This window comes from Novosphingobium sp. BL-S-20, from assembly GCF_055521635.1.
The window spans coordinates 700,516-726,157 of the sequence record NZ_CM145493.1; the positions used below are offsets into that span (position 1 = coordinate 700,516).

Annotated in this window: 15 protein-coding genes; 6 read left to right on the plus strand and 9 right to left on the minus strand. The window is 66.9% G+C overall.

What is annotated here, in order from left to right:
* Window positions 1–4 precede the first annotated feature (4 nt).
* Entirely contained in the window at window positions 5–2,935 is a 2,931-nt protein-coding gene (gene galA / locus ACZ1II_RS03120; protein ID WP_465144343.1) for a beta-galactosidase GalA, read from the minus strand.
* Window positions 2,932–3,672, minus strand: coding sequence for a GntR family transcriptional regulator (locus ACZ1II_RS03125; RefSeq protein ID WP_465144344.1), 741 nt, complete (start codon window positions 3,670–3,672; stop codon window positions 2,932–2,934). Before ACZ1II_RS03125 ends, galA begins: the two co-directional genes overlap by 4 nt.
* Before the next feature lie 178 nt (window positions 3,673–3,850).
* On the opposite strand from ACZ1II_RS03125, the gene ACZ1II_RS03130 reads away from it, so the two are divergent.
* Genes ACZ1II_RS03130 through ACZ1II_RS03150 form a run of 5 tightly spaced genes read left to right on the plus strand, consistent with a single transcriptional unit; the run spans window position 3,851 to window position 14,869 of the window.
* Window positions 3,851–6,268: a beta-N-acetylhexosaminidase gene (locus tag ACZ1II_RS03130; protein WP_465144345.1), complete on the plus strand. Its 2,418-nt coding sequence runs from the start codon at window positions 3,851–3,853 to the stop codon at window positions 6,266–6,268.
* A 53-nt stretch (window positions 6,269–6,321) separates the two neighbouring features.
* On the plus strand, window positions 6,322–8,865 hold the full coding sequence (locus ACZ1II_RS03135; RefSeq protein WP_465144516.1) for a beta-mannosidase: 2,544 nt from the start codon (window positions 6,322–6,324) through the stop codon (window positions 8,863–8,865).
* Entirely contained in the window at window positions 8,865–11,456 is a 2,592-nt protein-coding gene (locus ACZ1II_RS03140; RefSeq protein WP_465144346.1) for a glycoside hydrolase family 3 C-terminal domain-containing protein, read from the plus strand. Before ACZ1II_RS03135 ends, ACZ1II_RS03140 begins: the two co-directional genes overlap by 1 nt.
* Window positions 11,457–11,467: 11 nt before the next feature.
* On the plus strand, window positions 11,468–12,913 hold the full coding sequence (locus ACZ1II_RS03145) for a glycoside hydrolase family 125 protein (protein ID WP_465144517.1): 1,446 nt from the start codon (window positions 11,468–11,470) through the stop codon (window positions 12,911–12,913).
* Window positions 12,914–12,937: 24 nt separating this feature from the next.
* On the plus strand, window positions 12,938–14,869 hold the full coding sequence (locus ACZ1II_RS03150) for an alpha-L-fucosidase (protein WP_465144347.1): 1,932 nt from the start codon (window positions 12,938–12,940) through the stop codon (window positions 14,867–14,869).
* Window positions 14,870–14,950: 81 nt separating this feature from the next.
* Here ACZ1II_RS03150 and ACZ1II_RS03155 read toward each other — a convergent pair whose 3' ends face one another.
* From ACZ1II_RS03155 to ACZ1II_RS03170, 4 genes are all read right to left on the minus strand, one after another.
* The gene (locus tag ACZ1II_RS03155; RefSeq protein ID WP_465144348.1) at window positions 14,951–15,841 is read right to left on the minus strand and encodes a shikimate dehydrogenase; all 891 of its coding nucleotides are present in this window, start codon (window positions 15,839–15,841) and stop codon (window positions 14,951–14,953) included.
* A gap of 28 nt (window positions 15,842–15,869) precedes the next feature.
* Complete coding sequence (locus tag ACZ1II_RS03160; protein ID WP_465144349.1) at window positions 15,870–17,219, minus strand: MFS transporter; 1,350 nt, start codon at window positions 17,217–17,219, stop codon at window positions 15,870–15,872.
* Window positions 17,220–17,380: 161 nt separating this feature from the next.
* A complete protein-coding gene (locus tag ACZ1II_RS03165) occupies window positions 17,381–18,298 on the minus strand; it encodes a LysR family transcriptional regulator (protein ID WP_465144350.1) in 918 nt (305 codons plus the stop codon).
* 66 nt (window positions 18,299–18,364) lie between these two features.
* Window positions 18,365–19,723: an amino acid permease gene (locus ACZ1II_RS03170; protein ID WP_465144351.1), complete on the minus strand. Its 1,359-nt coding sequence runs from the start codon at window positions 19,721–19,723 to the stop codon at window positions 18,365–18,367.
* Between the two features lie 380 nt (window positions 19,724–20,103).
* Here ACZ1II_RS03170 and ACZ1II_RS03175 point away from each other — a divergent pair, with 380 nt between their 5' ends.
* Window positions 20,104–21,408 carry a methyl-accepting chemotaxis protein gene (locus ACZ1II_RS03175; RefSeq protein WP_465144352.1) on the plus strand — a complete coding sequence of 435 codons (1,305 nt, stop codon included), beginning with the start codon at window positions 20,104–20,106 and terminating at the stop codon, window positions 21,406–21,408.
* Between the two features lie 76 nt (window positions 21,409–21,484).
* Here the strand turns inward: ACZ1II_RS03175 and ACZ1II_RS03180 are convergent, their stop codons facing one another.
* The 3 genes from ACZ1II_RS03180 to ACZ1II_RS03190 are packed head-to-tail and all read right to left on the minus strand — an operon-like array spanning window position 21,485 to window position 25,631.
* Complete coding sequence (locus tag ACZ1II_RS03180; RefSeq protein WP_465144353.1) at window positions 21,485–22,927, minus strand: efflux transporter outer membrane subunit; 1,443 nt, start codon at window positions 22,925–22,927, stop codon at window positions 21,485–21,487.
* 8 nt (window positions 22,928–22,935) lie between these two features.
* Window positions 22,936–24,483 (minus strand): MDR family MFS transporter, encoded by a 1,548-nt coding sequence (locus tag ACZ1II_RS03185; protein ID WP_465144354.1) that lies wholly within the window; start codon window positions 24,481–24,483, stop codon window positions 22,936–22,938.
* Window positions 24,480–25,631, minus strand: coding sequence for an HlyD family secretion protein (locus ACZ1II_RS03190; RefSeq protein WP_465144355.1), 1,152 nt, complete (start codon window positions 25,629–25,631; stop codon window positions 24,480–24,482). Before ACZ1II_RS03190 ends, ACZ1II_RS03185 begins: the two co-directional genes overlap by 4 nt.
* Window positions 25,632–25,642 lie beyond the last annotated feature (11 nt).

The following is a 25,642-nucleotide window of genomic DNA, read 5'->3' on the forward strand; positions in this document are numbered from 1 at the left end:
TCAATCAGGTCGAAACGTAGACCCTGCCCGTCAGTCCGCTCGGCTGACCTTCCGCCGCCTGAACCAGAACGACGAGCGTGCGCGCACCGCTGCCCGCAGGGATCGTCACGGTCAGAGCGCCCGCAGCGGCATTGGTCTTCCGCGCGGCCAGCTTGCCGTCGAGCCAGACTTCCGCCGCGCCGGTGATCCCGGCGAAGTGCAGGGTGCCGCCCTCGGCAGCGACTTTCTTCCACGGCGTGAAGCGGATGCGATAGCTGCGCCATCCCGCGCTTCCGGCAGGCGCGGCCACGCCCGAGCGCACGAAGTCCCACGAGTTGTTGTCGCCGTCGACCGGGGCGAGCGCCGGATCGGGCTTCTGCGGGAACAGCGCCGAGCGGCGCCAGTCGGTGATCGGCATTTCCGCCGGGACGACCGCGACTTGCGCGCGCGGTTCGCGCGGCGCGCGGGCGAGGCTGAGGCGCGCGGAACGCAGGCCGCTTGCATTCGCCGCCAGCGTCAGCCGCTGGCCGCTGGCATCGCCTTCGACGATGACTTGCGCAAGGCCGTTGAACAGGGCGCGCTTGCTGCCTTTCTCGCTCGCGTGATCGTTCGGATTGCCGTTGCCGAGGCCGATGATCCGCCCGCCGGAGATCGTGAAATCGACCGGCAGGTTGGCGGTCGGCACATGGCGGCCGCGCGCGTCCACGCAGTCGACGGTGATCGCCTGCACGTCCTCGCCGTCGCTGGCGAGGGCCTGCCGGGCAGACGTCAGGCGCAGCGCGACCGGCGCGCCGACCGTCTCATGGACGGCACGGGCCACGACCTTGCCGCCGCGCAGTGCGAGCGCCTCGATCCGGCCGGGGCGATAGGGCACCTGGAAGGTGTGGCCCATGATCCGGTCGGCGGCGGGCACGCGCTCGATCACTTCGCCATTGAGGCGCAGCTCGATGGCCTCGGCATTGGTGATCGCGAAGACCTCCAGCGTCTGCCCTTCGCGGCCTTTCTGTTCGTATTCGGGCCATGTCCAGTGCGGGGCCAGCCAGATCACCGGGGCGTCGTCGCGCCAGTGGGCGGAATGGATGCCGAAGGCGGTCTTGGGGAAGCCGCAGAGGTCCATCACGCCGAAGAAGCTGCTGGTAGAGGGCCAGGCATAAGGCGTCGGCTCGCCGTGATAGTCGAAGCCGGTCCAGACGAAGCCGCCCGCCACGAAAGGCCGCTCGGCGATCATCTTCCAGGTCTCGCGGTGGGTTGCGCCCCAGGAGGCGGCTTCCTTGTCGAAAGAGGTGATGATCTGCTGTGCCGGAATGCTCTCGAAAGCGCCGCGCGTCTCGTAGGCGCTGGTGTCTTCCGAACTGGTGATCGGCTTGTCCGGGTGCAGCGCGTGGAACTTGTCGTAGTCGGCCTGGTAGTAGTTGAAGCCCATGACATCGACGACGGTGGAGACGTTCTCGGGATTGTAGAACGAACCGTTCATCGCCGCCGTCACCGGGCGCTGGGTGTCGAGTTCGCGCACGGCCTTGCGCATGCGGCGAACCATTTCCACGCCTGCGTGTGTCCCTTGCATCGGTTCCTCGTTGAACACCGACCAGAGCACGATGGAGGGGTGGTTGCGGTCACGCCGGACCATCCATTCGAGCTGCGCCAGATAGTCCGGCGCCGGGTTGAACAGGCGGTTCTCGCCCATGACCACGAAGCCGAGCCGGTCGCACCAGTCGAGCACTTCCTTGGCGGGGGCATTGTGCGACATGCGGATGGCGTTGCAGCCCATCGCCTTCAGGCGTTGCAGGCGCCAGAGCGCCAGCGCGTCCGGGATGGCGGTGCCGACGCCGGTGTGGTCCTGGTGGATGCACACACCCTTGAGCTTGGTCTCCACCCCGTTGAGCACCATGCCGCGCACGGGATCGAAGCGCACCGTGCGGAAGCCGATGAACTGGCGCCGCGTGTCCACGACCTTGCCTTCGTGCACCAGGTCCACCTCGACGCTGTAGAGCACCGGGCTGTCGGGCGACCAGAGCTGGACCGTACCGGGGGTGAGCTGGGCAGTGACCTTGGCCTGTTCCAACGGCGCGACAGCCGTGCTGCCACTCGTGCGGTGGATCTCGCGGCCTTCGGGGTCGAGCAGGCGGGCGGCGATCTCGGCCTGTCCGGTCTCTTCGCCGACGTTCGACAGGCTGACTTCTACCGGCACGCGCCAGGTGCCGTCGTCCTGATGGACCGGGTCGCAATAGACGCCGTCCGTCTCGATCGACAGGGCCGGGCGGCTGACCAGCCAGACGTGGCGGTAAAGCCCGGCGCCTTCGTACCACCAGCCCTCGCGTGCCGTGGCATCGACGCGCACGGCGATCCAGTTCACTTCGTCGCCGAAGCGGGCGAAGGGGGTAAGATCGACGATGACGCTGCTGTAGCCCGACCACGAATGGGCCACTTCGCTGCCGTTGATCCAGATCGTGGCATGGGTGGCGATGCCGTCGAAATGAAGTTCGAGGCGGCGGCCTTTCTGGCTTTCGTCCAGCCGCAGCAGGCGGCGATACCAGCCGATCCCGCGCGGGCGATAGCCCTGCGAGACATTGGCGCTTTCGCTCACGTCCTGGGCGATGGCCCAGTCATGCGGGAGATCGACGGTCTGCCAGTCGGAATCGTCGAAGGCCAAAGCAGCTGCACCGCGTGCATTGCCGGCCTTGACCGAGAGGTAGGTGGCATTGTGGTCGGCCGGTTCGGGGGCCGTGACATCGCCCTCGTGGAAGCGCCAGCCGCGTTCGAGCAGGGTGCGCGAGGGGTCGGTTTCGGGCAGGCGCGGCGAGGGGCCGGGCAGGGGGGCGGGCATCGGCAGTCCGTCCGGCAGGCCGGGTCCGAACTCGGGCTTGGATGCCGCGAAAGTGGCAGTCGAAAGGGCGGGTAACAGGGGGGCGACGGCGCCGGTGGAGGCGCCGCGCAGCAGCAATTCGCGTCTTTTCATGAACCCTCGATCAGCTCGGCAACGAAGTCGTAGGAGTCGCCGCGATAGTAGGAGCGGGTGAATTCGACGATGCGCCCGTCACGCAGGAAGCCATGGCGCTCGATCAGCAGACCGGCGTGGCCGGATTCGACGCCCAGCATCTTGGCGTGCTCTGTGCCGAAGGGCACCGCGCGCAGGCGCTGGAGCGCGCGGACCGGGCGGTTGCCGCTCTTCTCCAGTGCGACATAGAGCGAGTCCTCGACGACATCGAGACTGGCGAGGCAATACCCGGCGATCGTCGAGATTTCGAGCGCCAGCGGCTCGTCGTCGGCATAGCGGATGCGGGTGAAGCGCAGCACCGTGCTGCCGGGGGCAAGGCCCAGCGCCATCGATTCTTCCGGGTTGACCGCGCCGGTCATGCGCGAGACCCAGGCGCTGGAGGCGCGCTTGCCGCGCGCGGCCATGTCCTCGCTGAACGAGGTCAGCTTGGAGAAGCTCTTCTCCACGCGGGAGGCGACGAAAGTGCCCGCGCCGCGCCGCCGCGTCAGCAGGCCTTCCTCGACCAGCCCGGCGATAGCCTTGCGCACGGTGATGCGCGAGACGTCGTATTCGACGGCCAGGTTGCGTTCCGGTGGGATCGCCTCGTTCTGGTTGAGCACGCCTTCGGATATGGCATCGCGGATCAGCTGCTGGAGCTGGATATAGAGCGGCGCAGCATTGTCCTCGCGCAGACGACCAATCCGGTCGGAAAATGACATTCGATCCCCCTTCGGCCCATTCCCTGCGAATGGCTTTACATTGGTCCTGTCAGGCTGACAATCGCAGCAAATGGTCGCAATTCAACCTCAATTTGCAGGAAAGGAATAAGACCTATTGCGAGAAAGGATATATTTTGGTTACCTGTCCACTCAAGGTACAAGACAATGAGGGGCAGCGATGGGCACCAGAACCAAGGGACAGCGGGCGTTTCACGCAGGGGCCATGGCGACCGCGTCGATCCTTGCCGGGCTGGCTTTTTCGGCGCCCGCGCAGGCGCAATCTTCGTCTCTTGCACTGACGCCCCCCCCTTTGCTGACGCCGTGGCCCGCTTCGGTCGAGCAGGGTAGCGGCAAGCTGCTGGTCGCGGCGGGATCGGCGGTGGCCGTGCCCTCCGGCGATGCGGATGCGGCCGAGGCGGCAAAGCTCCTTGTCGATCATGCGAAGCGCGCCAACGGCCTCGTGCTTTCGACCACTTCGGCGAATGCTGGTCCGATCCGCTTCGAACGCGATCCGGCAATCTCGGGCGCCGAAGCCTATCGGCTGACTGTCACCCCGACTGGCGCGGTCATTGCCGCTTCGGGCAAGTCCGGCTTCCTCTACGGCGCGATGACGCTGATGCAGCTGCTCACGGCCGAACCCGGCACGGCGGTCAGGCAGGTCTCGGTTCCGGTGCTCACGATCCAGGATTCGCCGCGCTTCGCCTGGCGCGGGGTGATGGTCGATCCCTGCCGTCACTTCCAGCCGATCGAATCGATCTATGCCATCGTCGACCGCATGGTCGAGGTGAAGCTCAACACCCTGCACTTCCACCTCTCCGACGATCAGGGCTGGCGTTTCGAGGTCAAGCGCTACCCCGAACTCACCCGTATCGGCGCCTGGCGTAATGGCCCCGACACCGGCCATGGACCGGGCGAGCGCAACGGCGGCTTCTACACGCAGGAGCAGCTGAAAGCGCTCGTCGCCTATGCCGCCGCGCGCGGCATTACCGTCGTGCCGGAGATCGACCTGCCCGGCCATGCGCAGGCGCTCGTCGCTTCCTATCCCGAACTCGGCGTGCCGCGTGCGCGTCCCGAAGTGTCGAACGGCTGGGGCATCTTCCCCTGGCTGTTCAACCCGAACGAGGCGGGGATGACGTTCGTGCGCAATGTGCTGGACGAAGTGATGGAGATCTTCCCCTCCCAGTACATTCACCTCGGCGGCGACGAGGCGGTCAAGGACCAGTGGGAGCGTTCGCCAGAAGTCCAGTCGCAGATGCGCAAGCTCGGCATCAAGAGCGAGAACGCGATGCAGAGCTGGATGATCGACCAGTTCGGCGAATATCTCGCGCAGCATGGCCGACGCCTGATCGGCTGGGACGAAATTCTCGAAGGCGGCCTGCCCGCCTCGGCCTCGGTGATGAGCTGGCGCGGCGAGCAGGGCGCGGTCGATGCGGCCAATGCCGGGCACGACGTGGTGCTCTCGCCCGCGCCGACGCTCTATCTCGACAATCTGGAATCCAGCCTGCCGGACGAGGCGCCGGGGCGCATCTCGATCCAGTCGATGGAGACGGTCTATCGCTACGATCCGATGCCCAAGGGGATCGATGCGGCCAAGGCCAAGCATGTCATGGGCGTGCAGGGCAATGCCTGGAGCGAGTACATCGTCACGCCCTGGCAGTTGCAGCACAAGCTGTTCCCGCGCGTCGGCGCCATTGCCGAGACCGCATGGTCGCCGCAAGTCGCGGGCACGAAGGACTATGCAGGCTTCCTCGCGCGCCTGACGCCGCAGATCCGGCGCTGGAAGCAGGACGGTTTCGAAGTCTCCGACAGCGCCTTCGCCGTGGCCTTCACCCCCGCCCAGACGCGCGGCGCGGCACTCGATGCGAAGAGTATCGGTGTGACTTTGGCGACGCAGGCGCCTTACGGCACGATCCGCTACACGCTGGACGGCAAGGCACCGGGCGCGAAGTCTCCCGCTTATGCCAAGGCGCTTGCGGTGAAGCCGGGCACGGTCGTGACTGCCGCCAGCTTCGCGCCGGACGGATCGCCGCTTTCCGCACCGCGCCGCTACGATACCGCGCGCGAGACGCTGTTGACGTCGACCGCCTCGACGCTCACCGCCTGCCCGCGCGGCTCGCAAGGACTGCGCATCCCGCTGAACGCCGATGCGACGAGCAACGGCCCGGCCTACAACGTCAATATCTTCGACACCTGCCAGGCCGACGACCATGCGCCGCTGGCCCATGCGAAGACGATCACTGTCTCGGTTGCCCGTCTGCCGCGCAACTGGGGCCTCGCGCATGAGGAATCGGCGGTGATCGGGCACTATGCCGTGACCCCGCATGGCGAACTCGTCATCAGCGCGGGCTGCCGCGCGGCGGAAAAGAGCGCCGACCGCAAGCAGAAGGAGCATGCGCCGATGCCGGGTGCGACCGTGCTCGCCACGTTCCCGCTGCCCGACCCCAAGGTCGCGCCGCAGCAGTTCACCTTTACCGCAGCCTTGCCCGATCGCCCCGAACTCGGGGACGAGACGGATGCCTGCTTCCAATTCACATCGCCGCTGTCCGATCCATTCTACGCGGTTGAAAAAGTCGTTTACGGGGAGAAGGCGAAGTGAAGTTCGCAAGCAAGGTTTTGGCGCTCTGGCTCGCGGGCGTTTCGGGTGCGGTCATGGCTGCGCCGCCGTCGGTGACTTCGCTGGACGGCGACTGGCAGGTCCGCGTCGCGCCGAGCGATGCCGATGCGGTCAAGGCTCACCCCAAGGCAGTGCGCTGGTTCCGCGCGCAAGTCCCGGGCACGGTGCAGCAGGACCTGATCGCCACGAAGCAAGTGCCCGATCCCTTCCTCGGCACCAACGAGGCGGCGATCCAGTGGGCGGGTCTGACCGACTGGGAACTGCGCCGCTCGCTGGACGTGAGCGTCGAGGCCATGGGCCGCGAGCATCTCGACCTCGTGTTCGACGGGCTGGACACCTTCGCCACCGTCTTCATCAACGGCAAGGAGGTGCTCAAGGCCGACAACGGGCACCGGCAATGGCGCGTCGCTGCCAAGGAATTCCTGAAGCAGGGCCGCAACGAAATCCTCGTGCGCTTTGCCTCGCCGATCCGCACCCTGCAGCCTATGGTCCTGGCCGAGGCGCATCCGCTGCCGGGCGAGTACGATTCCGCCTTCGGGGACGAGCCGAAGGGCAAGCAGACCTCCGCCTATATCCGCAAGGCCAAGTACCACTACGGCTGGGACTGGGGCCCGCGCATCGTCAATCAGGGCATTTCCGGGCCGGTGCGTCTGGAGGCCTGGGACGAGGCGCGGCTCGGTGCTTTCGAAGTCGTGCAGGAAGCGCTCGGCAAGGACGAGGCGCGGCTCGTGGCGAAGTTCCGTGTCTTTGCCGACAAGCCGGGCAAGGCGCAGTTCACCGCGCGCGTGACCGGACCGGACGGGCAGGCGCTCGCCCCGGTTTCGCGCGAAGCGTCGTTCGATGCGGGCGAGAGCGTCGTCACCGTGCCGCTGACCGTCGCCGCGCCGAAGCGCTGGTGGCCGGTCGGCTACGGCGATCAGCCGCTCTACAAGGTCTCGGGCGAGATCGCTTCCGGGGCGGGTGCCGGAGCCAAGGCGGCGCGCAATATCGGCCTGCGCGAGGTTGAACTCGTGCGCGGAGGGGGGGCTTTCGGTTTCCGGGTGAACGGGGTGACGGTCTTCGCCAAGGGCGCGAACCTCATTCCCTTCGACATGTTCCCCTCGCGCGTTACCGACGCGAAGATGCAGTCGCTGCTGGAGGATTCCCGCGCGGCGAACATGAACATGATCCGCGTCTGGGGCGGCGGCAACTATCTGCCGGACAGCTTCTACGACATGGCGGACCGCATGGGCCTGATGGTCTGGCAGGACTTCATGTTCGGCGGTGCGGTGCCGCCCGCCGACACGGCCTACCGCGAGAACGTGCGGATCGAGGCCGAGCAGCAGGTCGAGCGGCTCGGCTCGCACCCCTCCATCGTGATCTGGGCGGGCGGCAATGAAGTGCTCTCCGGCTGGGAGAACTGGAGCGACCGCAAGGCGTGGAAGAAGGCCATCGGCGCCGATGAACACGAGCGCACGGCGATCTCGATGACGGTGCTGTTCGACCGCGTGCTGCGCGGGGCCGTGGCCGATCACGCGCCGACGACGCCGTACTGGCCGGGTTCGCCTTCGACCGATTACGAAGGTCCGGTCGATACCGATGCCGCGGGCGACCGCCATTTCTGGGATGTCTGGTCCGGCTCCAAGCCGGTCGAGAACTACACGCTGTCCTGCCCGCGCTTCATGTCGGAATACGGGTTCCAGGCCATGCCGGTCATGGCGACGATCCGCGGTTTCGCGGGTGACGCTGCGCAGGCGCCGGACAGCCCGGTGATGAAGGCGCACCAGAAGTTCCTCGCGGGCGAGGGCAACGAGCGCCTGAAGTTCTACCTCGACGCAAGGCTGCGCCCGGCGAAGGATCTGGCGGACTTCGTCTATCTCACGCAGGTCAACCAGGCGCAGGCGATCGACATGGCCGCGCGCCATCACCGCGCCTGCGCGCCGGTGACGCTGGGGTCGCTCTACTGGCAGCTCAACGATGTCTGGCCTTCGATCTCGTGGGCGAGCGTGGACCATGATGGCCGCTGGAAGCTGCTGCACTATGCCGCGCGGCGCTTCTTCGCCCCGCAGGCGGTGGTGGCCGAGCACAAGGGCGGCGCCACCAAGGTCACGTTTGCGTCCGATGCGACCAGCCCGGTCGCGGCGGAGTGGCGCCTGACGGGCTATGCCATGGACGGCACGAAGCTGGGCGCAGCGGGCGGGGCGGTGACGCTCGCTCCGACTACCGCTACGTCCGTTCCCGATGTGTCGGACGCGCAAGTCTTCGCGAGTGCTCCGGCGGAGGCGAGCTATGCGGTGGCGGAACTGGTGATCGGCGGCAAGACCGTCTCGCGTCAGATCGTCGAGCGCGCCTTGCCCAAGGCCATGGCCTACCCCGCACCCGGCCTTTCGATGAGCTGGGACGGCAAGGCGGTGACGATCACCGCCAAGGCGCTGGCCCGCGCGGTCATGCTCGATTTCGGTGCGGTGGATGCGCAGGCTTCGGACAATGGCTTCGACCTGTTGCCGGGTGAGAGCGTGCGGATCGAGATCACCTCGAAGGCCGATGTGGCGGCGCTGCGCAAGGCGCTGGTGCTGCGTACCCTCGCGGGAGACAAGTGATGAAGGCGCTGTTCCCGATCACCCTCGCCATGGTTCTGGCCGCGCCTGCCGCCGCTCAGGACCTGGCGGGTGAGGCCGATCCCGCCGTGCTCGCGGCTATCGCCAAGGCCGATCTCGCCGAGAAGGCCGACCAGCTCCAGAGCACCGCGCCCGCCGCCAAGGCCATGGGCCTGCCCGCCTACGACTGGTGGAACGAGGGGCTGCACGGCCTCGCCCGCAATGGCGTGGCGACGGTGTTCCCGCAGGCGGTCGGCCTTGCCGCGACTTTCGATCCGGCGCTGATGGAGAAAGTCGGCACTGTCGTCTCGACCGAGGCGCGCGCCAAGTTCAACGCCAGGCCCGTGAACGCCGACCGGCGCATCTACGAGGGCCTGACGATCTGGTCGCCCAACATCAACATCTTCCGCGACCCGCGCTGGGGCCGGGGGCAGGAGACGTATGGCGAGGACCCGTTCCTCACCGGCTCGCTGGCAGTGGGCTTCATCAAGGGTCTGCAAGGTCCCGATCTGCTCCATCCGCGCGTGATCGCGACGCCCAAGCACCTCGCGGTCCACTCCGGTCCCGAGGCCGGGCGCGACAGCTTCGACGTGGATGTCAGCCCGCAGGACCGCGAGGCGACGTACCTGCCCGCCTTCCGCAAGGCCGTGACCGAGGCGAAGCCGCTCTCGCTGATGTGCGCCTACAACTCGACCCACGGCGTGCCAGTCTGCGCCGATAGCGCGCTATTGAACGATACATTGCGCGGCGATTGGGGCTTCAAGGGCTTCGTCGTGTCGGACTGCGATGCGGTGGCGAACATCTGGATGTTCCACAATTACCGCTACGACGCCGCCGAGGCTTCGGCTGCGGCGATTAAGGCGGGCACTGATTTCGACTGCGGGACGACATATGCCGCGCTCACCCAGTCGGTGGCGCGCGGGTTGTTGACCGAGGCCGAGGTGGACCGCGCGCTCGCCCGCTCGCTGGAGGCCCGCTACAAGCTCGGCATTGCCTTCGGTGCGAAGAATCCGTGGGGCAAGATCAAGCCGGGTGAGGTCAACACCCCCGCGCATCGCGCTCTCGCGCTGGAGGCCGCGCGCAAGTCGGTGGTCCTGCTCCAGAACGAGAACGGTCGCCTGCCGCTCAAGGCCGGAACCCGGCTTGCGGTGATCGGCACCAATGCCGACGATCTCTCGGTGATCGAGGCCAATTACCACGGCACCGCCGCTGACGCCGTGACGCCGCTGGAAGGCATTCGCCGCCAGTTCGGCGCGGCGAACGTCGCTTATGCGCAAGGCTCGGTGCTGGCCGAGGGCGCGCCCGTGGTCGTGCCGGAAACCGCGCTGGTCGCGGACGGCAAGCCGGGCCTGCGCGCCGAATACCTCGACATGTCGGGCAAGCGCGTGCTCGTGCGACAGGATCGCCGTGTGGACTTCAACCTCACCCGCACCGCGCCGAAAGGGCTCGATGCGAAGGGTTTCAAGGTGCGCTGGAGCGGCTCGCTGGTGCCGCCGGGAGCGGGGACCTATCGCCTCGCGCTCGACATTCCGGCCTGCTGGAAGGACTGCACGCGTCATGACGACGTGCGCCTGAGCGTCGGTGGCAATGCACTGCACAGCGGCGTGCTCGGCAAGCAGCGGGTCGAATTCGACATTACCTCCGACGGCACGCCGCAGCCGATCACCCTCGAACTCGACCATTACGGCGAGGACGAGGGCCTGCGCCTCATGTGGCTGCCGCCCGCCGAAGCCCAGCGTGCCGAGGCGGTGAAAGCGGCTTCGCAAGCGGACGCGATCGTCGCCGTGCTTGGCCTCTCGCCCGATCTCGAAGGCGAGGCACTTCAGGTGCAGGTGCCGGGCTTCGTCGGCGGCGACCGTAGCGATATTGCGCTGCCCGAGCCGCAGGCCGAACTGCTGGCGGCGCTCCATGCCACCGGCAAGCCGGTGATCGTCGTGCTGACGAACGGCAGCGCGGTCTCGGTCGATCCGGCCATGGCCGATGCCGTGATGACCGCATGGTATCCGGGCGAGGCGGGCGGCACTGCCATTGCCGAGACGCTCGCCGGGACCAACAATCCCTCGGGCCGCCTGCCGGTGACGTTCTACAAGTCCACCAGCGACCTGCCTGCTTTCGTCGATTATTCGATGAAGGAGCGGACCTATCGATACTTCACAGGCAAACCGCTCTGGGGCTTCGGCCATGGCCTGAGCTATACGACTTACGGCTACGAAGGCGCCAAGGTATCGGCACCCGCTCTCGGCCAGCCGGTGACGGTCACGGCGACCTTGCGCAACCTGGGCAGCATGGCGGGCGAGGAAGTGGTGCAGGCCTATGTCGTGCCGCCGGTGATCGAGCCGCGTCCGATCATGACGCAGGGCGTATTGCAGCGCCAGCTTGCCGCCTTCACGCGCGTTCCGCTCGCGGCGGGCAAGTCGCGGGAAGTTTCGCTGACCATCGATCCGCGCAGCCTTTCGGTCGTGGACCGCCGGGGCACGCGCAAGGTCGTTCCGGGCGATTACAAAGTGTGGATCGGCGGCGGACAGCCGGGTGACGGCGCGGGCGCATGGGTACAATTCACCCTGACCGGACAGGCGCAGGAGCTGCCGAAGTGAAGAATGACACGATGAACCTCGATCGCCGCAGCACGCTGGCCGGCGCCATGGCAGGCGCCGCTGCGTTCGCCCTTCCGGCCACGGCTCAGGCCGCGACCATTCCGATGCCGCAAGGCGGAGGCCGTCCGCCGGTCTCCGAACGGCGCTACGTCAGCCGCGCGGTGGAGGCGGAGATCGACCGCGTATCGCGCAAGATCGCCGATCCCAAGCTGCGCGCGATGTTCGTGGGCTGCTACCCGAACACGCTCGATACCACCGTCTACATGGACAGCGTGGACGGTCGCCCCGATGCTTTCGTCATCACCGGCGACATCCCCTGCCTCTGGCTGCGCGACAGCACCGCGCAAGTGCTGCCCTACCTCCATCTGGTGAACAAGGACCCGGCGCTGACCGCGCTGTTCCGGGGGCTGATCGCCCGCCAGTCGCGCTCCATCATGATCGATCCTTACGCCAATGCCTTCATGCGCGATCCTTCGGCGAAGACCAATCTGTCGTGGGCGCTGAAGGACCAGACCGAGATGAAGCCCGGCGTCGCCGAGCGCAAATGGGAGATCGATTCGCTCTGCTACGCGATGCGGCTCGGCTTCCGTTACTGGCGCCAGACGCGGGACAAGCTGCCCTTCGACCAGACCTGGGCCGAGGCCTCGCGCGCCTGCGTGCGCACTTTGCGCGAACAGCAGCGCAAGGGATCGCCCGGACCCTATCGCTTCCTGCGCACCAGCAACCGGCCGACCGAGACCATGCAGCTCGACGGCTGGGGCGCACCGAGCCGGTCGGTCGGGCTGATCCACTGCGGTTTCCGCCCCTCGGACGATTCCTGCACGTATCCGTTCCTGATCCCGGCCAACCTCTTCGCGGTGACATCGCTACGCGAGATGGCGACCGTGGCCGAACAGGCGCGCGGCGACACGGCGCTTGCCGCCGATGCCCGCGCTCTGGCGGACGAAGTGGAAGCGGCGCTGCGCCAGTGGGGCACGATGCTGCTGCCGGACGGTCGCCGGGTCTGGGCCTACGAAGTGGACGGTTTCGGCAACGCGATGTTCATGGACGATGCTAACGTCCCCTCGCTGCTGGGCCTCGCCTTCCTCGAATGCGTGCCGGAAAGCGATCCGCTCTGGAAAACCACGGCGGATTCCTGCTGGTCGGAGGCGAACCCCTACTTCTTCCGGGGCTCGAAGATCGAGGGCATCGGCGGGCCGCATGTCGGGCTTGGGCAGGTCTGGCCGATGAGCCTGATCGTGCGCGCGCTGTCGAGCAGTGACCCGCAGGTGATCCGTGCGATGCTGCGCATGCTGCGCGATACCGACGCGGGCACCGGCTTCATCCACGAGGCGGTGGACAGCAACGACCCGTCGAAATTCACGCGCGACTGGTTCGCCTGGGCCAACGGCCTCTTCGGCGAACTGCTGGTCAAGCTGGCCGATACCCGGCCCGAACTGCTTTCCGCGCCGCTCTGACGCGCGCGTATCAAGGACTTATCGATGGACTTCTCCCGCCGCCGTTTCCTCGCCACTTCCGCCGTCGCGGCGACTGCGCTGACCGCCGATGCCGCGCAGGCCGCGCGCCGCGCCGCCGGTGAGGCCGCCGCGCCGCTGCCGTCGGGCGCAGTCCCCTCGGCGCGGCAGTGGAACTGGCATGCTCACGAAATGTACGCCTTCGTGCACTTCGCGATGAACACGTTCACCGACAAGGAATGGGGTTACGGCGACGAGGACCCCAAGTGGTTCAACCCGACCGACTTCAACGCTGATCAGATCGTCGCGGCGGCGAAAGTTGCGGGGATGCGCGGCGTCATCCTGACTGCCAAGCACCATGACGGCTTCTGCCTCTGGCAGACCCAGCTCACCGAGCACTCGATCCGCAACAGTCCCTACAAACAGGGCAAGGGCGATATTGTCGCGGAAATGTCGGAAGCCTGCCGCAAGGCGGACATGCTGTTCGGCCTCTATCTCTCGCCGTGGGACCGTAACCACGCCGAATACGGCCGTCCGGCCTATATCGATTACTACCGCAAGCAGCTGACCGAACTCTGCACGCGCTACGGCAAGCTGTTCGAAGTCTGGTTCGACGGCGCCAACGGCGGTGACGGCTATTACGGCGGCGCCCGCGAGGCGCGCAAAATCGACGCGCCGAAGTATTACAACTGGCCCTCGATCGTGAAGCTGGTCCACGAACTCCAGCCCGATGCCTGCACCTTCGACCCGCTCGGCGCCGATGTGCGCTGGGTCGGCAACGAGGACGGCGTGGCTGGCGATCCCTGCTGGCCGACGATGCCGAACGTCCCCTATGAACAGGATGTCGGCAACTCCGGTCTGCGCGGCGGCGAAATCTGGTGGCCGGCGGAGACCGATGTCTCGATCCGTCCCGGCTGGTTCTATCACGCCGACGAGGACTCCAAGGTCAAGAGCCCGGCGCGTCTGATCCGCCTTTACGACGAATCCGTGGGCCGGGGCACCAACCTCAACCTGAACCTGCCGCCCGACCGCCGGGGCCGGATCGCCGATCAGGACGTGAAAATCCTCAAGTCGTTCGGCGATGCGATCCGCGCGACCTTCGCGAAGGACCTCGCGCAGGGCAGTGTCGCCCATGCCAGCGCCTCGCGCGGCAGCCGCTTCGCGCCCGCCAACGTGCTGGATGGCCAGCGCGAGACCTACTGGTCGACGCCCGACAGCGTGCTGACCCCGACGCTGACGCTCGACCTCGCACCGGGCACGCGCTTCGATGTCGTGCGCCTGCGCGAATACCTTCCCCTCGGCATCCGCGTGACCCGCTTCGCGGTCGAGGCGGAAATCGACGGTCAGTGGCAGCGTCTGGCCGAGAAGGAGTGCATTAGCGCCCAGCGCATCATCCGTCTGCCGCAGCCGATCGCGCCGCGCCGGGTGCGGTTGGTCGTGCTCGAAGGCAGCGCGGCTCCAGCGATTTCCGAGTTCGCACTCTTTGCCAGCGTCGCACCCGTCGATGTTCCGGCAATCGTCTCGACCGACCCGACCGTGCTCGACACTACGAAGTGGTCGATCGTCGCGGCCAGCACGCCGGGTGCCGAGCGCCTGCTCGATAACGATGCGGCGACTATCTGGAAGCAGCCCGCGCCCAAGCCGGGCAAGCCGGCAAGCGTGACGCTCGATCTCGGCGCGCGCACCCCGCTCGCCGGGTTCACGCTGACGCCCTCGCGGCAGGTCATGGCCGATTCCGCGCCGCCCAAGGGCTACGTCGCGGAGACCAGCCTCGACGGCAAGACGTGGACGCGCGCGGGGACGGGCGAGTTCGGCAATATCGCTTATGCTCTGGCTACCCAGCGGATCGCTTTCGCCAAGCCGGTCGATGCGCGCTATCTGCGCCTGAACTTCGCGGAAACGGCGCTTCCGGCGGGCAATCTCGTGGTGGCGGGAATTGGCGGTTTCGTCGCGCGTTAAGGCCATCGACGCGCCATAAAAAAGCCCGAAGTCCCGTTACGGGGCTTCGGGCTTTTTTGCTGCCAGTGCGAAATCGGTGGGTCAGGCGGCCTTGCTGGCCGCGGCGAAGTCCGCGAGCATGCGCTCGATGTCCGGTTCCTGCCCGGTGAAGCGCGCGAAGGCGTGCGCTGCCTGCATCACTGCCATGCCCCCGCCGTTCAGCGTGGCGCAGCCGATTTCCCTTGCTGCCTTGAGCAGTTCGGTTTCGAGCGGGAAGTAGATCACGTCGGAAACCCACATGTCGCGGGTCAGCAGCGCTGGGTCGAAGGGCAGGCCGGGGTGGCTGAGCATGCCGACCGGCGAGCACTGGACCACGCCGTCCGCGCCCGAGATCGCCTCGGCAGCGGAGCTGGCGGCGACCACTTCGGCTTCGGGGAACAGCGCAGCGAGGCGTTTGGCGAGGGCTTCCGCACGCTCGGCGGCGGGGTCGAAGATCGCCAGCCGTTGGGCGCCGAGGTCGAGGTGGGCATAGCCGACCGCCGAGGCCGCGCCGCCCGCGCCGATCATCGCGACTTTCGCGCGCGGCAGCACCCCGAGCGAGGCGAGGAAGCTGGCGCGGTACCCCGACCAGTCGGTATTGTCGCCGATCAGCTTTCCGTCCCGCAGAAGAACGGTATTGACCGCGCCGAGCTTGGCGGCGGCTTCCGAAAGCTCGTCCATCAGCGGTACGACGGCCTGCTTGAAGGGGTGGGTGACATTGGTGCCGTCGAACCCGAGCGCGGCCATGGTCTTCAGAAAATCGCCCAGGTCGTCGGCGCCGAAGCCGATCACGTCGCTGTCAAGGATGCGGTAGACCAGCGGCAGGCCGAGCGCCCTGGCTTCGGTCTGGTGCATCGCCGGACTGCGCGAGCCGCCGATGCCGGAGCCGATAAGGCCGCACAGGATGGACCCGGGAATGGACGGGCGCGAAGGAGCCGTCGCGGGCGTGGTCATGTCAAAGTCCTTGGTAACGGGAGAGCGCTCAGCGCTGGTTGGGCATGCGGATCAGGGTGACTGCCAGGCCTGCCAGGACGGCGGGCACGGCGAAGATCGCGAAGATGGCGGAAAGCGGGACCTTCTCGGCCAGCAGCACGCCGCCCAGCATCGGGCCGATCACCGCGCCGATGCGGCCCACGCCCATTGCCCAGCCGAGGCCGGTGCTGCGCACCTGCGGCGGGTAGAAGCTGGTGGCGAGCGGGTAGCAGCCGTTGAAGCCGCCCTGGATGAAGGCGCCGATGAAGAAGGCGGTCACCAGCGTCGCGGCGATCGTCATCGAGACCGCGCCGAACACGACGAGAGCGACGGCTGCCAGCACCATGTAGAGCAGGATCAGGCGGCGCAGGTCGATACGGCTGGCGATCAGGCCGATCGAGGTGATGCCGATGAAGGCGCCGATATTGTAGACTGCACCGGCGTAGATCGCCTGGGTCGAGGGCAGACCGGCCTCCACCGCGAGCTTGGGAATCCAGCTGATGACGAAGTAGAGCGTCATGAAGCCGAAGATCGTGGCGGTCCAGAGCAGGATCGTGCCCATCGTGCGGCCTTCACCCAGCACGCCGCGCAGGCCGACCGAATGGCTCTCGGCAGTGCGGCGCTCGGGCAGGGTCTCCAGGGTCGGACGGCCGAGCGAGGCGAGCAGACGATTGGCCTTGGTGAGGGCGCCCTTGGGCTGGTGGGCCAGCAGGAAATCGACCGATTCCGGCAGGAGCGCCCAGACCAGCGGCAGCGCCAGCAGGCAGAGCGTCGCTGCGCCTAGCAGCATGGCCTGCCAGCCGTGGGTGTCGATCTGGTGGGCGACGATGAAGCCGGTCAGCGTCGCGCCGACCGGATATCCGGCCTGGAGGAAGCCCACCGCGAAAGTGCGGTGCTTGGCCGGTGCATATTCGGCGGTCAGTGCGGCCATGCTGGCGAGCACGGTGCCGATGCCGATGCCGACGACGAAGCGCGAAACGATCAGTTCGGCGATCGATCCGGCGATAGCAGAGCCGAACATCGCCACCGTCATCATCACCAGCGAGGCGATGATGAGCTTGCGGCGGCCGAACTTGTCAGCCAGCGGTGCGATCAGCAGCCCGCCTGCGGCCATGCCGGCAAGGCTGGAACTGAACACGACGCCGAGGCTCTCGGGGCTGATCTTCCAGTCAGCGGAAAGCGCCGGCGCGACGTAGGAGAGGATGAGCACGTCCATGCCGTCCAGCATGTTGAGCAGGAAGCAGATGGCGACCACGAGAACCTGCCGCGCGGTCCAGCCGTCGACATTCTGCGAGGCGGACTCGCCGACCGTCACGTAAGGACGCACGGAAACCGATCCGGCGGCGGAATAGCTGGCCATGGTAACGCCTTTCACATCCTCAAGCGGCGCTTGCCCTGCGCCTTTGTTGTTGTCCGGCGGTTCGGCGCCGGGACTTGTCTGAACCTTGCGGGCCAAACTTTGCTCGTCAGACCACGGTGTTTGATCCGGGGGCGCTTTGCCAGACATTGCGGGACTGTGACTTATAGCGTTATGTTATGGGTGATAACTCTTGGCAAATTCATCAGGATGTTGCGGGCGATTTCCTCGAAGGTTTCGCCGACAAGAGTGCGCGCGACGTCGAGGTTCCGGCTGACGTAGACGGGCAGGAGACCCGGCGACTCGAACTCCAGGAAGCGTACGGTCTCGGCATGGGGCTGCATGGCGGTGAAGCTGTCTACCAGGGCGATGCCCATGCCCTGGGCTACGAAGGCCACGGCAGTCTCGGCAAAGCGGATATAGGTGGAGACTTCCAGTTCCTCGCCTGCGTCGGCATACATCCGGGCGATGATCCGGCCGTGGGGGGTGTCCTCGCGGAACGACTGGATGCGCTCTCCCTTGAGGTCCGCCACGGTGATCCGCTCGCGATCGGCCAGCCGGTGCCCGGCAGGCACTGCGCAGACCATGCGGCCGTTGCCGATGCGGCTGGAGAGCACGTTGGGATGGTCGATCGGAAATACCGTCAGCGCATAGTCGCCGCGCTGGAGCGCCAGCCAGTCGTCGGCCTGCTCAACCGAGAGAATGTCGAACTGGATGGTCAGGTCGGGATAGTTGGTGGTGAGGCGCGAGAGCATCTGCGGCACCACCGAATGGCCCAGCGAGGGCGAAGCGCCGACCCGAAAGGTACGATCCTCGCCCTTGGCCAGTCGGCGGACGACATGTTCGAGGTCGCTGAAGCCCTTGTAGATCTGCTCGATTTCCTCGAACAGCACGCGGGCTTCGGACGTGGGAACCAGCCTTCCGCGCGTGCGGTCGAACAGGCGGAAGTGGAGCTTGTCCTCCATGTGCCCGAGCATGCGGCTGAGACCCGGCTGCGAGGTGCCCAGCATCCGCGCGGCGCCGCTCACCGTCTTGGTGATCATTACCGCGCGAAAAATCTCGATCTGCCTGATGGTCAGCATGGCCTGCGGCTAGCACGCCGCCGTCCTCGCGCCAACTGATCGGTTGCGCTGCTCTCTTCGACGGACTCAGCCAGCGCGCCGCCGGCCGCGAACGAGGTAGAGCGCCGCGCCCAGTGCGTTCCAGCAAAGGCAGGCCACCAGCGTCTTGGTCGGCAGGCTGGCGAAGAGATAGAGGCAGCCGAGGATGGTTGCTGCACCGACGAAAATCCCGGCGGGCACGCGGAACGGGCGGTGCGCTTCCGGTTCGCGTTTGCGCAGCACGATCAGGCAGGTGCCGACCGCCGCGAAGGCGATCAGGGTTCCGGCATTGGCAAGCGCGGCGATTTCCGAGATCGGCAGGATTCCGGCCAGGGTCGCCACGATCACCGCGGTCATCGTCGTCACCCGCACCGGGGTCCCGCGCGAGGAGAGCTTCGCCAGCGAGGCGGGCAGGAAGCCGTCGCGGGCCATCGCCAGGAAGATGCGGCTCTGGCCGTAGAGGAAGCCCAGCAGCACCGTGGGAAGGGCGATCACGGCGGCGATCGCCACGACTTGCGCCACGCCGCCACGGTCCATCTGGCGCAGGATCAGCGCCAGCGGTTCCGGGCTGTCGGCAAAGCGCGTGAAGGGCATGGCACCGATCGCGGCGGCGGCGACAAGGACGTAGACGAGGGTGCAGATCGCCAGTGAACCGATGATGCCGATCACCAGATCGCGGCCGGGGTTGCGGGTTTCCTCGGCGGCGGTGGAGATCGCGTCGAAGCCGTAGAAGGCGAAGAAGATGATCGCGGCAGCGGCCATGACCCCGCGCTCCACGCCGTCCGGACTCATCGACTTGCCGAAGCCGAAGGGCATGAACGGCGAGAGGTGCGATGCGTCGAAGGCAGGCAGGGCGACCGCTACGAAGAGGCTGAGCGTCAGGATCTTGATGACCACCAGCACGGTGTTGACCCGCGCGCTCTCCCGCGTGCCGAAGGCGAGCAGGCCCGCGACCACCGCGATGATGACGATGGCGGGCAGGTTGATGAGGCCGCCCAGCTCCGGTCCTTCGGTCAGTGCTTTGGGGAAGCCCAGTCCGTGCAGCAGCGGCGCGGCATAACCCGACCAGCCGACCGCGACGGTCGAGACCACCAGCGAATATTCGAGGATCAGGCTCCAGCCGACGATCCAGCCCACCGTGCTGCCCAGCACCTTGTGGCTGTAGCTGTAGGCGCTGCCTGCGGTGGGCATCATCGTCGACAGCTCGGCATAGGCGAGTGCGGCGCAGGCACAGATGGCACCGGCGATGGCGAACGATACCAGCACTGCCGGTCCCGCACGGTCGGCACCGACGCCGATCAGCGTCAGGATGCCGGTTCCGACGATGGAGCCGACGCCAAGCGCCAGCAGGTGCGGCCAGGACAGGGTCTTGGGAAGGGCGGCCGGAGCCGGTGCAGGAGCGGTCATTTGGCTTCTTATCCTCTCGGGTACGGGACCGGCCCTAGCATTCGACAAGCGCTGCGCAAGTTCGTTTGTGGCGGCCTTTCCGCGTCGCGCGCGAATGCACGGTGATTTCGCTCTGCGGCTTCGAGTGAATGCATACTGCTTTGAAAACAGAGAAATTTTCTTTCAACGGCGTGAATTGAGCAATCGATTGCGTGGAATAAGTCAACTTTATACGATATCAATAATATAGATTTAATGTGCAAAATTGCAGATATTTGGACATAAATTTCAAGAAGTGCGTCCGAGCACCGCGTTTCCTCTATAATGTCGAATGGATACTTTCGTCCGGATGGAGGTCTTTGCCCCAACGGTCGAACAACTCAGGGGTGGGGGAAATCCGAATGGAATGGTTCAAGGCCAATGCACCGATCCGTCTGAAATTGCTGATTGCCTTCGGCAGCTTCGTGGCGCTTGTGGCGATTTCCGGAGGGGCGGGATTGCTCGTGGACGAAAGCGCCGCGCACTGGGTGGCCCTGGGCGCAACCCTGGTGGCGGCGCTTCTCGCAGTGCTCTACCGCGAGGCTATCGCCGGGCCTTACGTCACGACCGTGGTGCGCATGGAAGGGCTGGCGGCAGGCGATCTCGAAAGCCCGATCGAATTCACCGACTATCGCGACTGCGTAGGCCGCCTGACGCAGGCGATGTTCCAGTTCCGCGCCACCGCGCAGGCGGAAATCGCCGCCAACGAAGAGACCCAGCGCAATGCCCTCGTCGTGCAGGGCATGGCCGAGAACTTCCGCAGTCTTTCCGAAGGCGATCTGACGGCGGACATCGTGGCCGATTATCCGGCGCAATATGCGGCGCTGAAGGACAGCTTCAACGAGGCGCTGGCCAGCCTGCGGGGGCTGCTCGGCTCGGTCAAGGCGAGCACCCAGAACAGCCTGACCGGCTCGCGTGAGATCGCGCAAGCTTCGGAAGACCTCGCGCGGCGGACCGAGAGCAATGCTGCCAGCCTCGAACAGACGGCGGCGGCGATCCAGCAGATCGACGACCGGCTGCGGGCCACCGCGCAGGCGGCTACGCGCTCGGTGGCGACTTCGGAGCAGGCAATGGGCGCCGTGCTGGAAGGGCGCGCGCGCACCGATGCGGCGGTCCAGGCGATGAGCCGCGTCAGCGACAGTGCCAAGGGTATCGACGGGGTCATCGAAGGGCTGGACAAGATCGCCTTCCAGACCCGCGTGCTCGCCATGAACGCCGCCGTCGAGGCGGGGCGCGCGGGGGATGCCGGGCGCGGGTTTGCCGTCGTGGCCGATCTCGTCTCGGCACTGGCGATGCGGGCGGAGGAAGAATCGAAGCGCGCGCGCGACCAGCTCGGGGTCACCCAGACCGATATAGAAGCGGCGGTGGAGGCGGTGCGGAAGGTCGATTCCGCATTCGGGGTGATTTCCACGTCAGGCGAGGAAGTGACGCGGCTGGCCGGGCAGATCGCCGCCGACAACGATGCTCAGGCTGCAGCCATTGGCGAGATCAACACGGCGGTCGGTGCGATGGATCACGCGACCCAGCAGAATGCCGCGATGGTCGAGGAGACCTCGGCTGCGGCCCGCAACCTTTCTTCGGAAATCGTCGCCCTGGCGGCGGAGGCCGATCGTTTCCGGATGGGACCGGCGACGCCGGGCCTGCGACTTATCTCGCGGCACGGCTGAACTGTTCCACCGCGGGTGCGCGAAGGCTCCCCGGCCGGTTTGGCCGGGGAGCCTTTTCCGTTTATTTCCAGGCCAACTATTTCCAAGCGAGGCCGAGCGCCTTCTGGATCGCCACATAGTCCGCTGTCAGTGTCGCGCGGGCGGAGACGAGGTTCTGCTCTGCGGTATTGCGGTCGTCCCGGGCCTTGAGCAAGGCGACCTTGGTGGTGGTTCCCGCCTGGAAGCGTTGCTCGGTAAGGCTTTCGGCCAGTGCGGCCTTGTCCCGCGCGCGGGCGAGGGCGGCGACGGTGACGCGGCCTTCGCGGTAGCGGGCCAGCGAGTCCTCGGCATCGCGCAGCGCGGTCAGCACGGTGCCGCGATAGCGGGCTTCGGCTTCGTCGCGAACGGCTTCGGACTGGCGGACCTTGGCCTTGTTGCGACCGAAATCGAGGAAGCTCCAGCTGAGCTGGGGCGCGGCGATCGCGGTGAAATCGTCGAGCTTGCCGAGATCGCCGATCTTGGTGCCGCCGATGCCGATCAGCCCCATGAACGAGAGGCGCGGGAAGCGCGCGGCCTCGGCCTGGCCGATCTTGGCGGTATCGGCGGCAAGTTCGCGTTCCGCGGCGCGGATGTCGGGGCGGTTGGCGATCAGGCGGGCCGGATCGCCGATCGGCACCGAGGCGGGCGGCAGCGGGATGTCTCCGGCGGTGGCGAGGCTGGCATCGAGCGCGCCCGGTTCCTGCGCGGTCAGCACTGCCAGCGCATTCATGTAGGCATCGCGCTCGGCGGCGAGCGGGGCGATCTGCGCGCGGGTCGAGGCAAGCTGGCCTTCCGCCTGCGCCACGTCCATGGCGGTAGCGGTGCCGCGCTCGAAGCGCTGGCGGGTGAGGCCGAGCGCTTCTTCCTGAAGTGCGATCGACTGTTCGCCGAGCGCAATGCGCTGCTGGCGGTCGCGCAAGTTCAGATAGGACTGCGCGACATTGGCCGAGAGGCTGACTTGTACGTCGGCGAGGCTGGCCTCGGCGCCTTCGAGGCCGGCGCGGGCGGCTTCCACCGCGCGGCGCTGGCCGCCGAACAGGTCGATTTCCCAGCTGGCGTCGAAGCCGAGGTTGTAGAGGTTGAAGTCGCTGCTGCCGCCGCCGCTTTCCTCGCCCGATCCCGAGCTGCTGTCGCCCGATCCGAGGTCGAGACCCGGTACGTGGGCATGGGCGTAGACTGCCGAGGCATTGGCCTTGGGGGCGAGATTGGCGCGGCTCTCGCCGAGCGCGGCGCGGGCCTGGCGCAGGCGGGCCTCACCGGCCTTGATGTCGGTGTTGTTCGCGAGCGCGCGGGTGATCAGGTCGTCCAGCAGCGGATCGCCGAGCGGCTTCCACCAGTCGGCGACCGGCGGGGCCTCGGTCACGGCAGCGGCATCGGCGCGCACGAAGGCGGCGGGCGTCGCCGCATCGGGAACGGCCTTGGGAGGACCGGCATAGTTCGGGCCGACGGTGCAGCCCGCCAGAATGCCGGTCATCAGGGGCAGCAGGAGATAGGAACGCATGGTATACCTCAATGTCCGGTCGCCAGCGGCGCATTCTTGGGCAGTGGGCGAAGGAACAGAACGAGCGGAATGACGAAGACGATGCCCACCGACATCATCCAGAACATGTCGGCGTAAGTCATCGTCAGCGACTGGATCTGGATCGTCGATTCGAGCGAGCGCAGGACTCCGGCGCCTTGCGCGGCGACATAGTCCTGCACGGCGACGGAATTGGCGTTGAGGCTCTCCTCAAGTCGCCGCGCATGGAGCCACAACCGCTGGTCCTGGATCACCGCGATTCCCGCCAGCGCGAAGGAGCCGCCGAGGTTGCGCGCCGCGTTGTAGAGGCCCGAGGCGTCGCCTGCCTCTTCCTTGGGCACTGAGCGGATCGCCGCCTGATTCAGGAACATCATGCAGAACACCGTGCCCATGCCGCGCATGAGCTGGGATTCCACGAAGTCCGCACCGTCGGAGAGCGGTGTGAGGCCGGTCTCCAGAAAGGCGCTGAGTGCGAGCATGGAAAGGCCGAAGCCCACCGAGAGCCGAATATCGACATTGCGGATCAGCCAGGGCGTTACCGGCATCATCATCATGACGGGAATGCCCGAGAGCATCACCACTTGTCCGGATTGCAGCGAGTTGTAGCCCGCGATCGTCGAGAGGAACTGCGGGATCACATAGGACGTCCCGTAGATCACCATGCCGACCACGGTGACCATGGCGACGACGCTGCCGAACTGGCGGTCCAGCAGGAGCCTGAGCTTGATGACCGGCTTGCGCGCGAAGACCTGACCCAGGCCGATCATGACCAGCCCGAGGATCGTGACGCCCGTGAGCATGACGATCAGCTCTGAGGAGAACCACTGTTCACGCTCGCCTTCCTCCAGCACCACCGTCAGTCCGCCGAGGCCGAGCGCGAGGCCGACGATGCCCAGCCAGTCGGCCTCGCGAATGAGGCTGAGGTTGGACTTCTGGTGCGGAATCGCGACCAGCAGCAGGGTCGCGAGCGCGATGCCGACGGGCAGGTTCAGGAAGAAGGCATAGTGCCAGCTGACGTTCTCGGTCAGCCAGCCACCCAGCACCGGGCCGACCACCGGGCCGAGCAGCGCGGTGGCGCCGAACAGGGCATTGCCGATCGGCTGCTGCGCGCGGGGCAATCGTGTCGCCACGATGGTCATCGCGGTGGGGATTAGCGCACCGCCGGTGAAGCCCTGGCCAATGCGGCCGACGATCATCATCGGCAAGGTGGTGGAAAGCCCGCACATCACCGAGAACAGCGTGAACAGGCCGGAGGCGATCAGCAGCAGCGTCCGCAGGCCGAGCAGGCGCTCCAGCCAGCCGGACAGCGGGATGATGACGATTTCCGCCACCAGATAGGCCGTGGCGATCCAGGTGCCTTCGGTGCCGCTGGCGCCGATCTCGCCCTGGATCGTGGGTAGCGAGCTGTTGACGATGGAGACGTCGAGCGTCGCCATCAGCGCGCCCAGCGTGCCCGCCGCCACCGCCAGCCAGGCGGCGGCATCGGCACGCTGTTCCGGTACGGGGGCGCTCCCGGAAAGCGCGGGGGGCGTGCTCACTGGCGCTTGTCCCGCAGGGCCTTCTCTTCGCGGGCGATGCTGTGCTGCGCGCCCTTGGCCGAAATCGTATCGACGGTGACCGTCACCGAGAGACCGGGCACCAGTACGCGGCGGGCTTCCGGCCCGGCGTCGATGGCGATGCGCACGGGCACGCGTTGGACGATCTTGGTGAAGTTGCCGGTGGCGTTCTGCGGCGGCAGCAACGAGAACTGCGCGCCGGTGCCCGGCGAGATGCTTTCGACGTGACCGGCGATCTTGGTGCCGTCCAGCGCGTCGACCTCGATCGTCGCGGGCTGACCGGGGTACATCAGGCCGATCTGCGTTTCCTTGAAGTTGGCCGTGACGTAGAGCTTGTTCAGCGGCACGACCGACATCAGGCGGGTGCCCGCCTGCACGAACTGCCCGGCGCGCACGGTGCGATCGCCGATGCGGCCATCGACGCTGGCCTTGAGCACGGTGGCGCCGACATTGACGTGGGCGGCGGCCAATTGGGCCTTGGCGGCTTCACCCTGAGCCTCGGCCTGACGGATCTGCGCCTTGAGCGAGCCGATCCGGCGCTCGGCGGAAAGCAGGGCGGCGCGCTGGGCGTCGGCAGCGGCGCGGGCCTTGGCAGCCTGGCTGCGCAAGGAAGCAAGCTGCTGCTTCGTTTCGGCGCCGCTGGCGGCGAGCGGGGCATAGCGGGCGGCTTCGCGCTCGGCATAGCGGGCATCTTCCTCGGCCGAGGCGAGCTGGGCGCGGGCCTGGGCGATTCCGGCTTCCTGCTCGCTGATACCGGCGCGGACGTTCTCGGCATTGGCCTTGGCGACGTCGATCTGGGCCTGATATTGCTGGGCCTGCGCGTCATAGTCGCGCGGGTCGATGCGCACGAGCGGCTGCCCGGCCTTCACGTTCTGGTTGTCGCCCACCAGCACGGCATCGACATAGCCGGAAATCCGGGGCGAGACGGTGACCGCATCGGCCTGGATATAGGCGTCGTTGGTGTCTTCCAGATATTTGCCGCGGGTTTCGTAGTGCAGCAGCCAGGCGCCGCCGGCGATGATCGCCACGGCTACGCCGCCCAGCAGCACGAAGCGTGTGCGGGAACTCTTCTGCGTGGTGGGGCTTTGCGTCTTGGGGTTTTCCTGCGACTCGGTCACGTCGTCTGCCATCGGTTCTTACT

Bases quoted from the DNA above. Each gene is read 5' to 3' on its own strand.
- ACZ1II_RS03165 (WP_465144350.1), bottom strand. From the start codon at position 18,298: ATGCTGACCATCAGGCAGATCGAGATTTTTCGCGCGGTAATGATCACC.
- ACZ1II_RS03155 (WP_465144348.1), bottom strand. From the start codon at position 15,841: ATGACCACGCCCGCGACGGCTCCTTCGCGCCCGTCCATTCCCGGGTCC.
- ACZ1II_RS03130 (WP_465144345.1), top strand. From the start codon at position 3,851: ATGGGCACCAGAACCAAGGGACAGCGGGCGTTTCACGCAGGGGCCATG.
- ACZ1II_RS03135 (WP_465144516.1), top strand. From the start codon at position 6,322: ATGGCTGCGCCGCCGTCGGTGACTTCGCTGGACGGCGACTGGCAGGTC.
- ACZ1II_RS03180 (WP_465144353.1), bottom strand. From the start codon at position 22,927: ATGCGTTCCTATCTCCTGCTGCCCCTGATGACCGGCATTCTGGCGGGC.
- ACZ1II_RS03190 (WP_465144355.1), bottom strand. From the start codon at position 25,631: ATGGCAGACGACGTGACCGAGTCGCAGGAAAACCCCAAGACGCAAAGC.
- ACZ1II_RS03125 (WP_465144344.1), bottom strand. From the start codon at position 3,672: ATGTCATTTTCCGACCGGATTGGTCGTCTGCGCGAGGACAATGCTGCG.
- ACZ1II_RS03150 (WP_465144347.1), top strand. From the start codon at position 12,938: ATGGACTTCTCCCGCCGCCGTTTCCTCGCCACTTCCGCCGTCGCGGCG.
- ACZ1II_RS03145 (WP_465144517.1), top strand. From the start codon at position 11,468: ATGAACCTCGATCGCCGCAGCACGCTGGCCGGCGCCATGGCAGGCGCC.
- ACZ1II_RS03160 (WP_465144349.1), bottom strand. From the start codon at position 17,219: ATGGCCAGCTATTCCGCCGCCGGATCGGTTTCCGTGCGTCCTTACGTG.
- ACZ1II_RS03140 (WP_465144346.1), top strand. From the start codon at position 8,865: ATGAAGGCGCTGTTCCCGATCACCCTCGCCATGGTTCTGGCCGCGCCT.
- ACZ1II_RS03170 (WP_465144351.1), bottom strand. From the start codon at position 19,723: ATGACCGCTCCTGCACCGGCTCCGGCCGCCCTTCCCAAGACCCTGTCC.
- ACZ1II_RS03175 (WP_465144352.1), top strand. From the start codon at position 20,104: ATGGAATGGTTCAAGGCCAATGCACCGATCCGTCTGAAATTGCTGATT.
- galA (WP_465144343.1), bottom strand. From the start codon at position 2,935: ATGAAAAGACGCGAATTGCTGCTGCGCGGCGCCTCCACCGGCGCCGTC.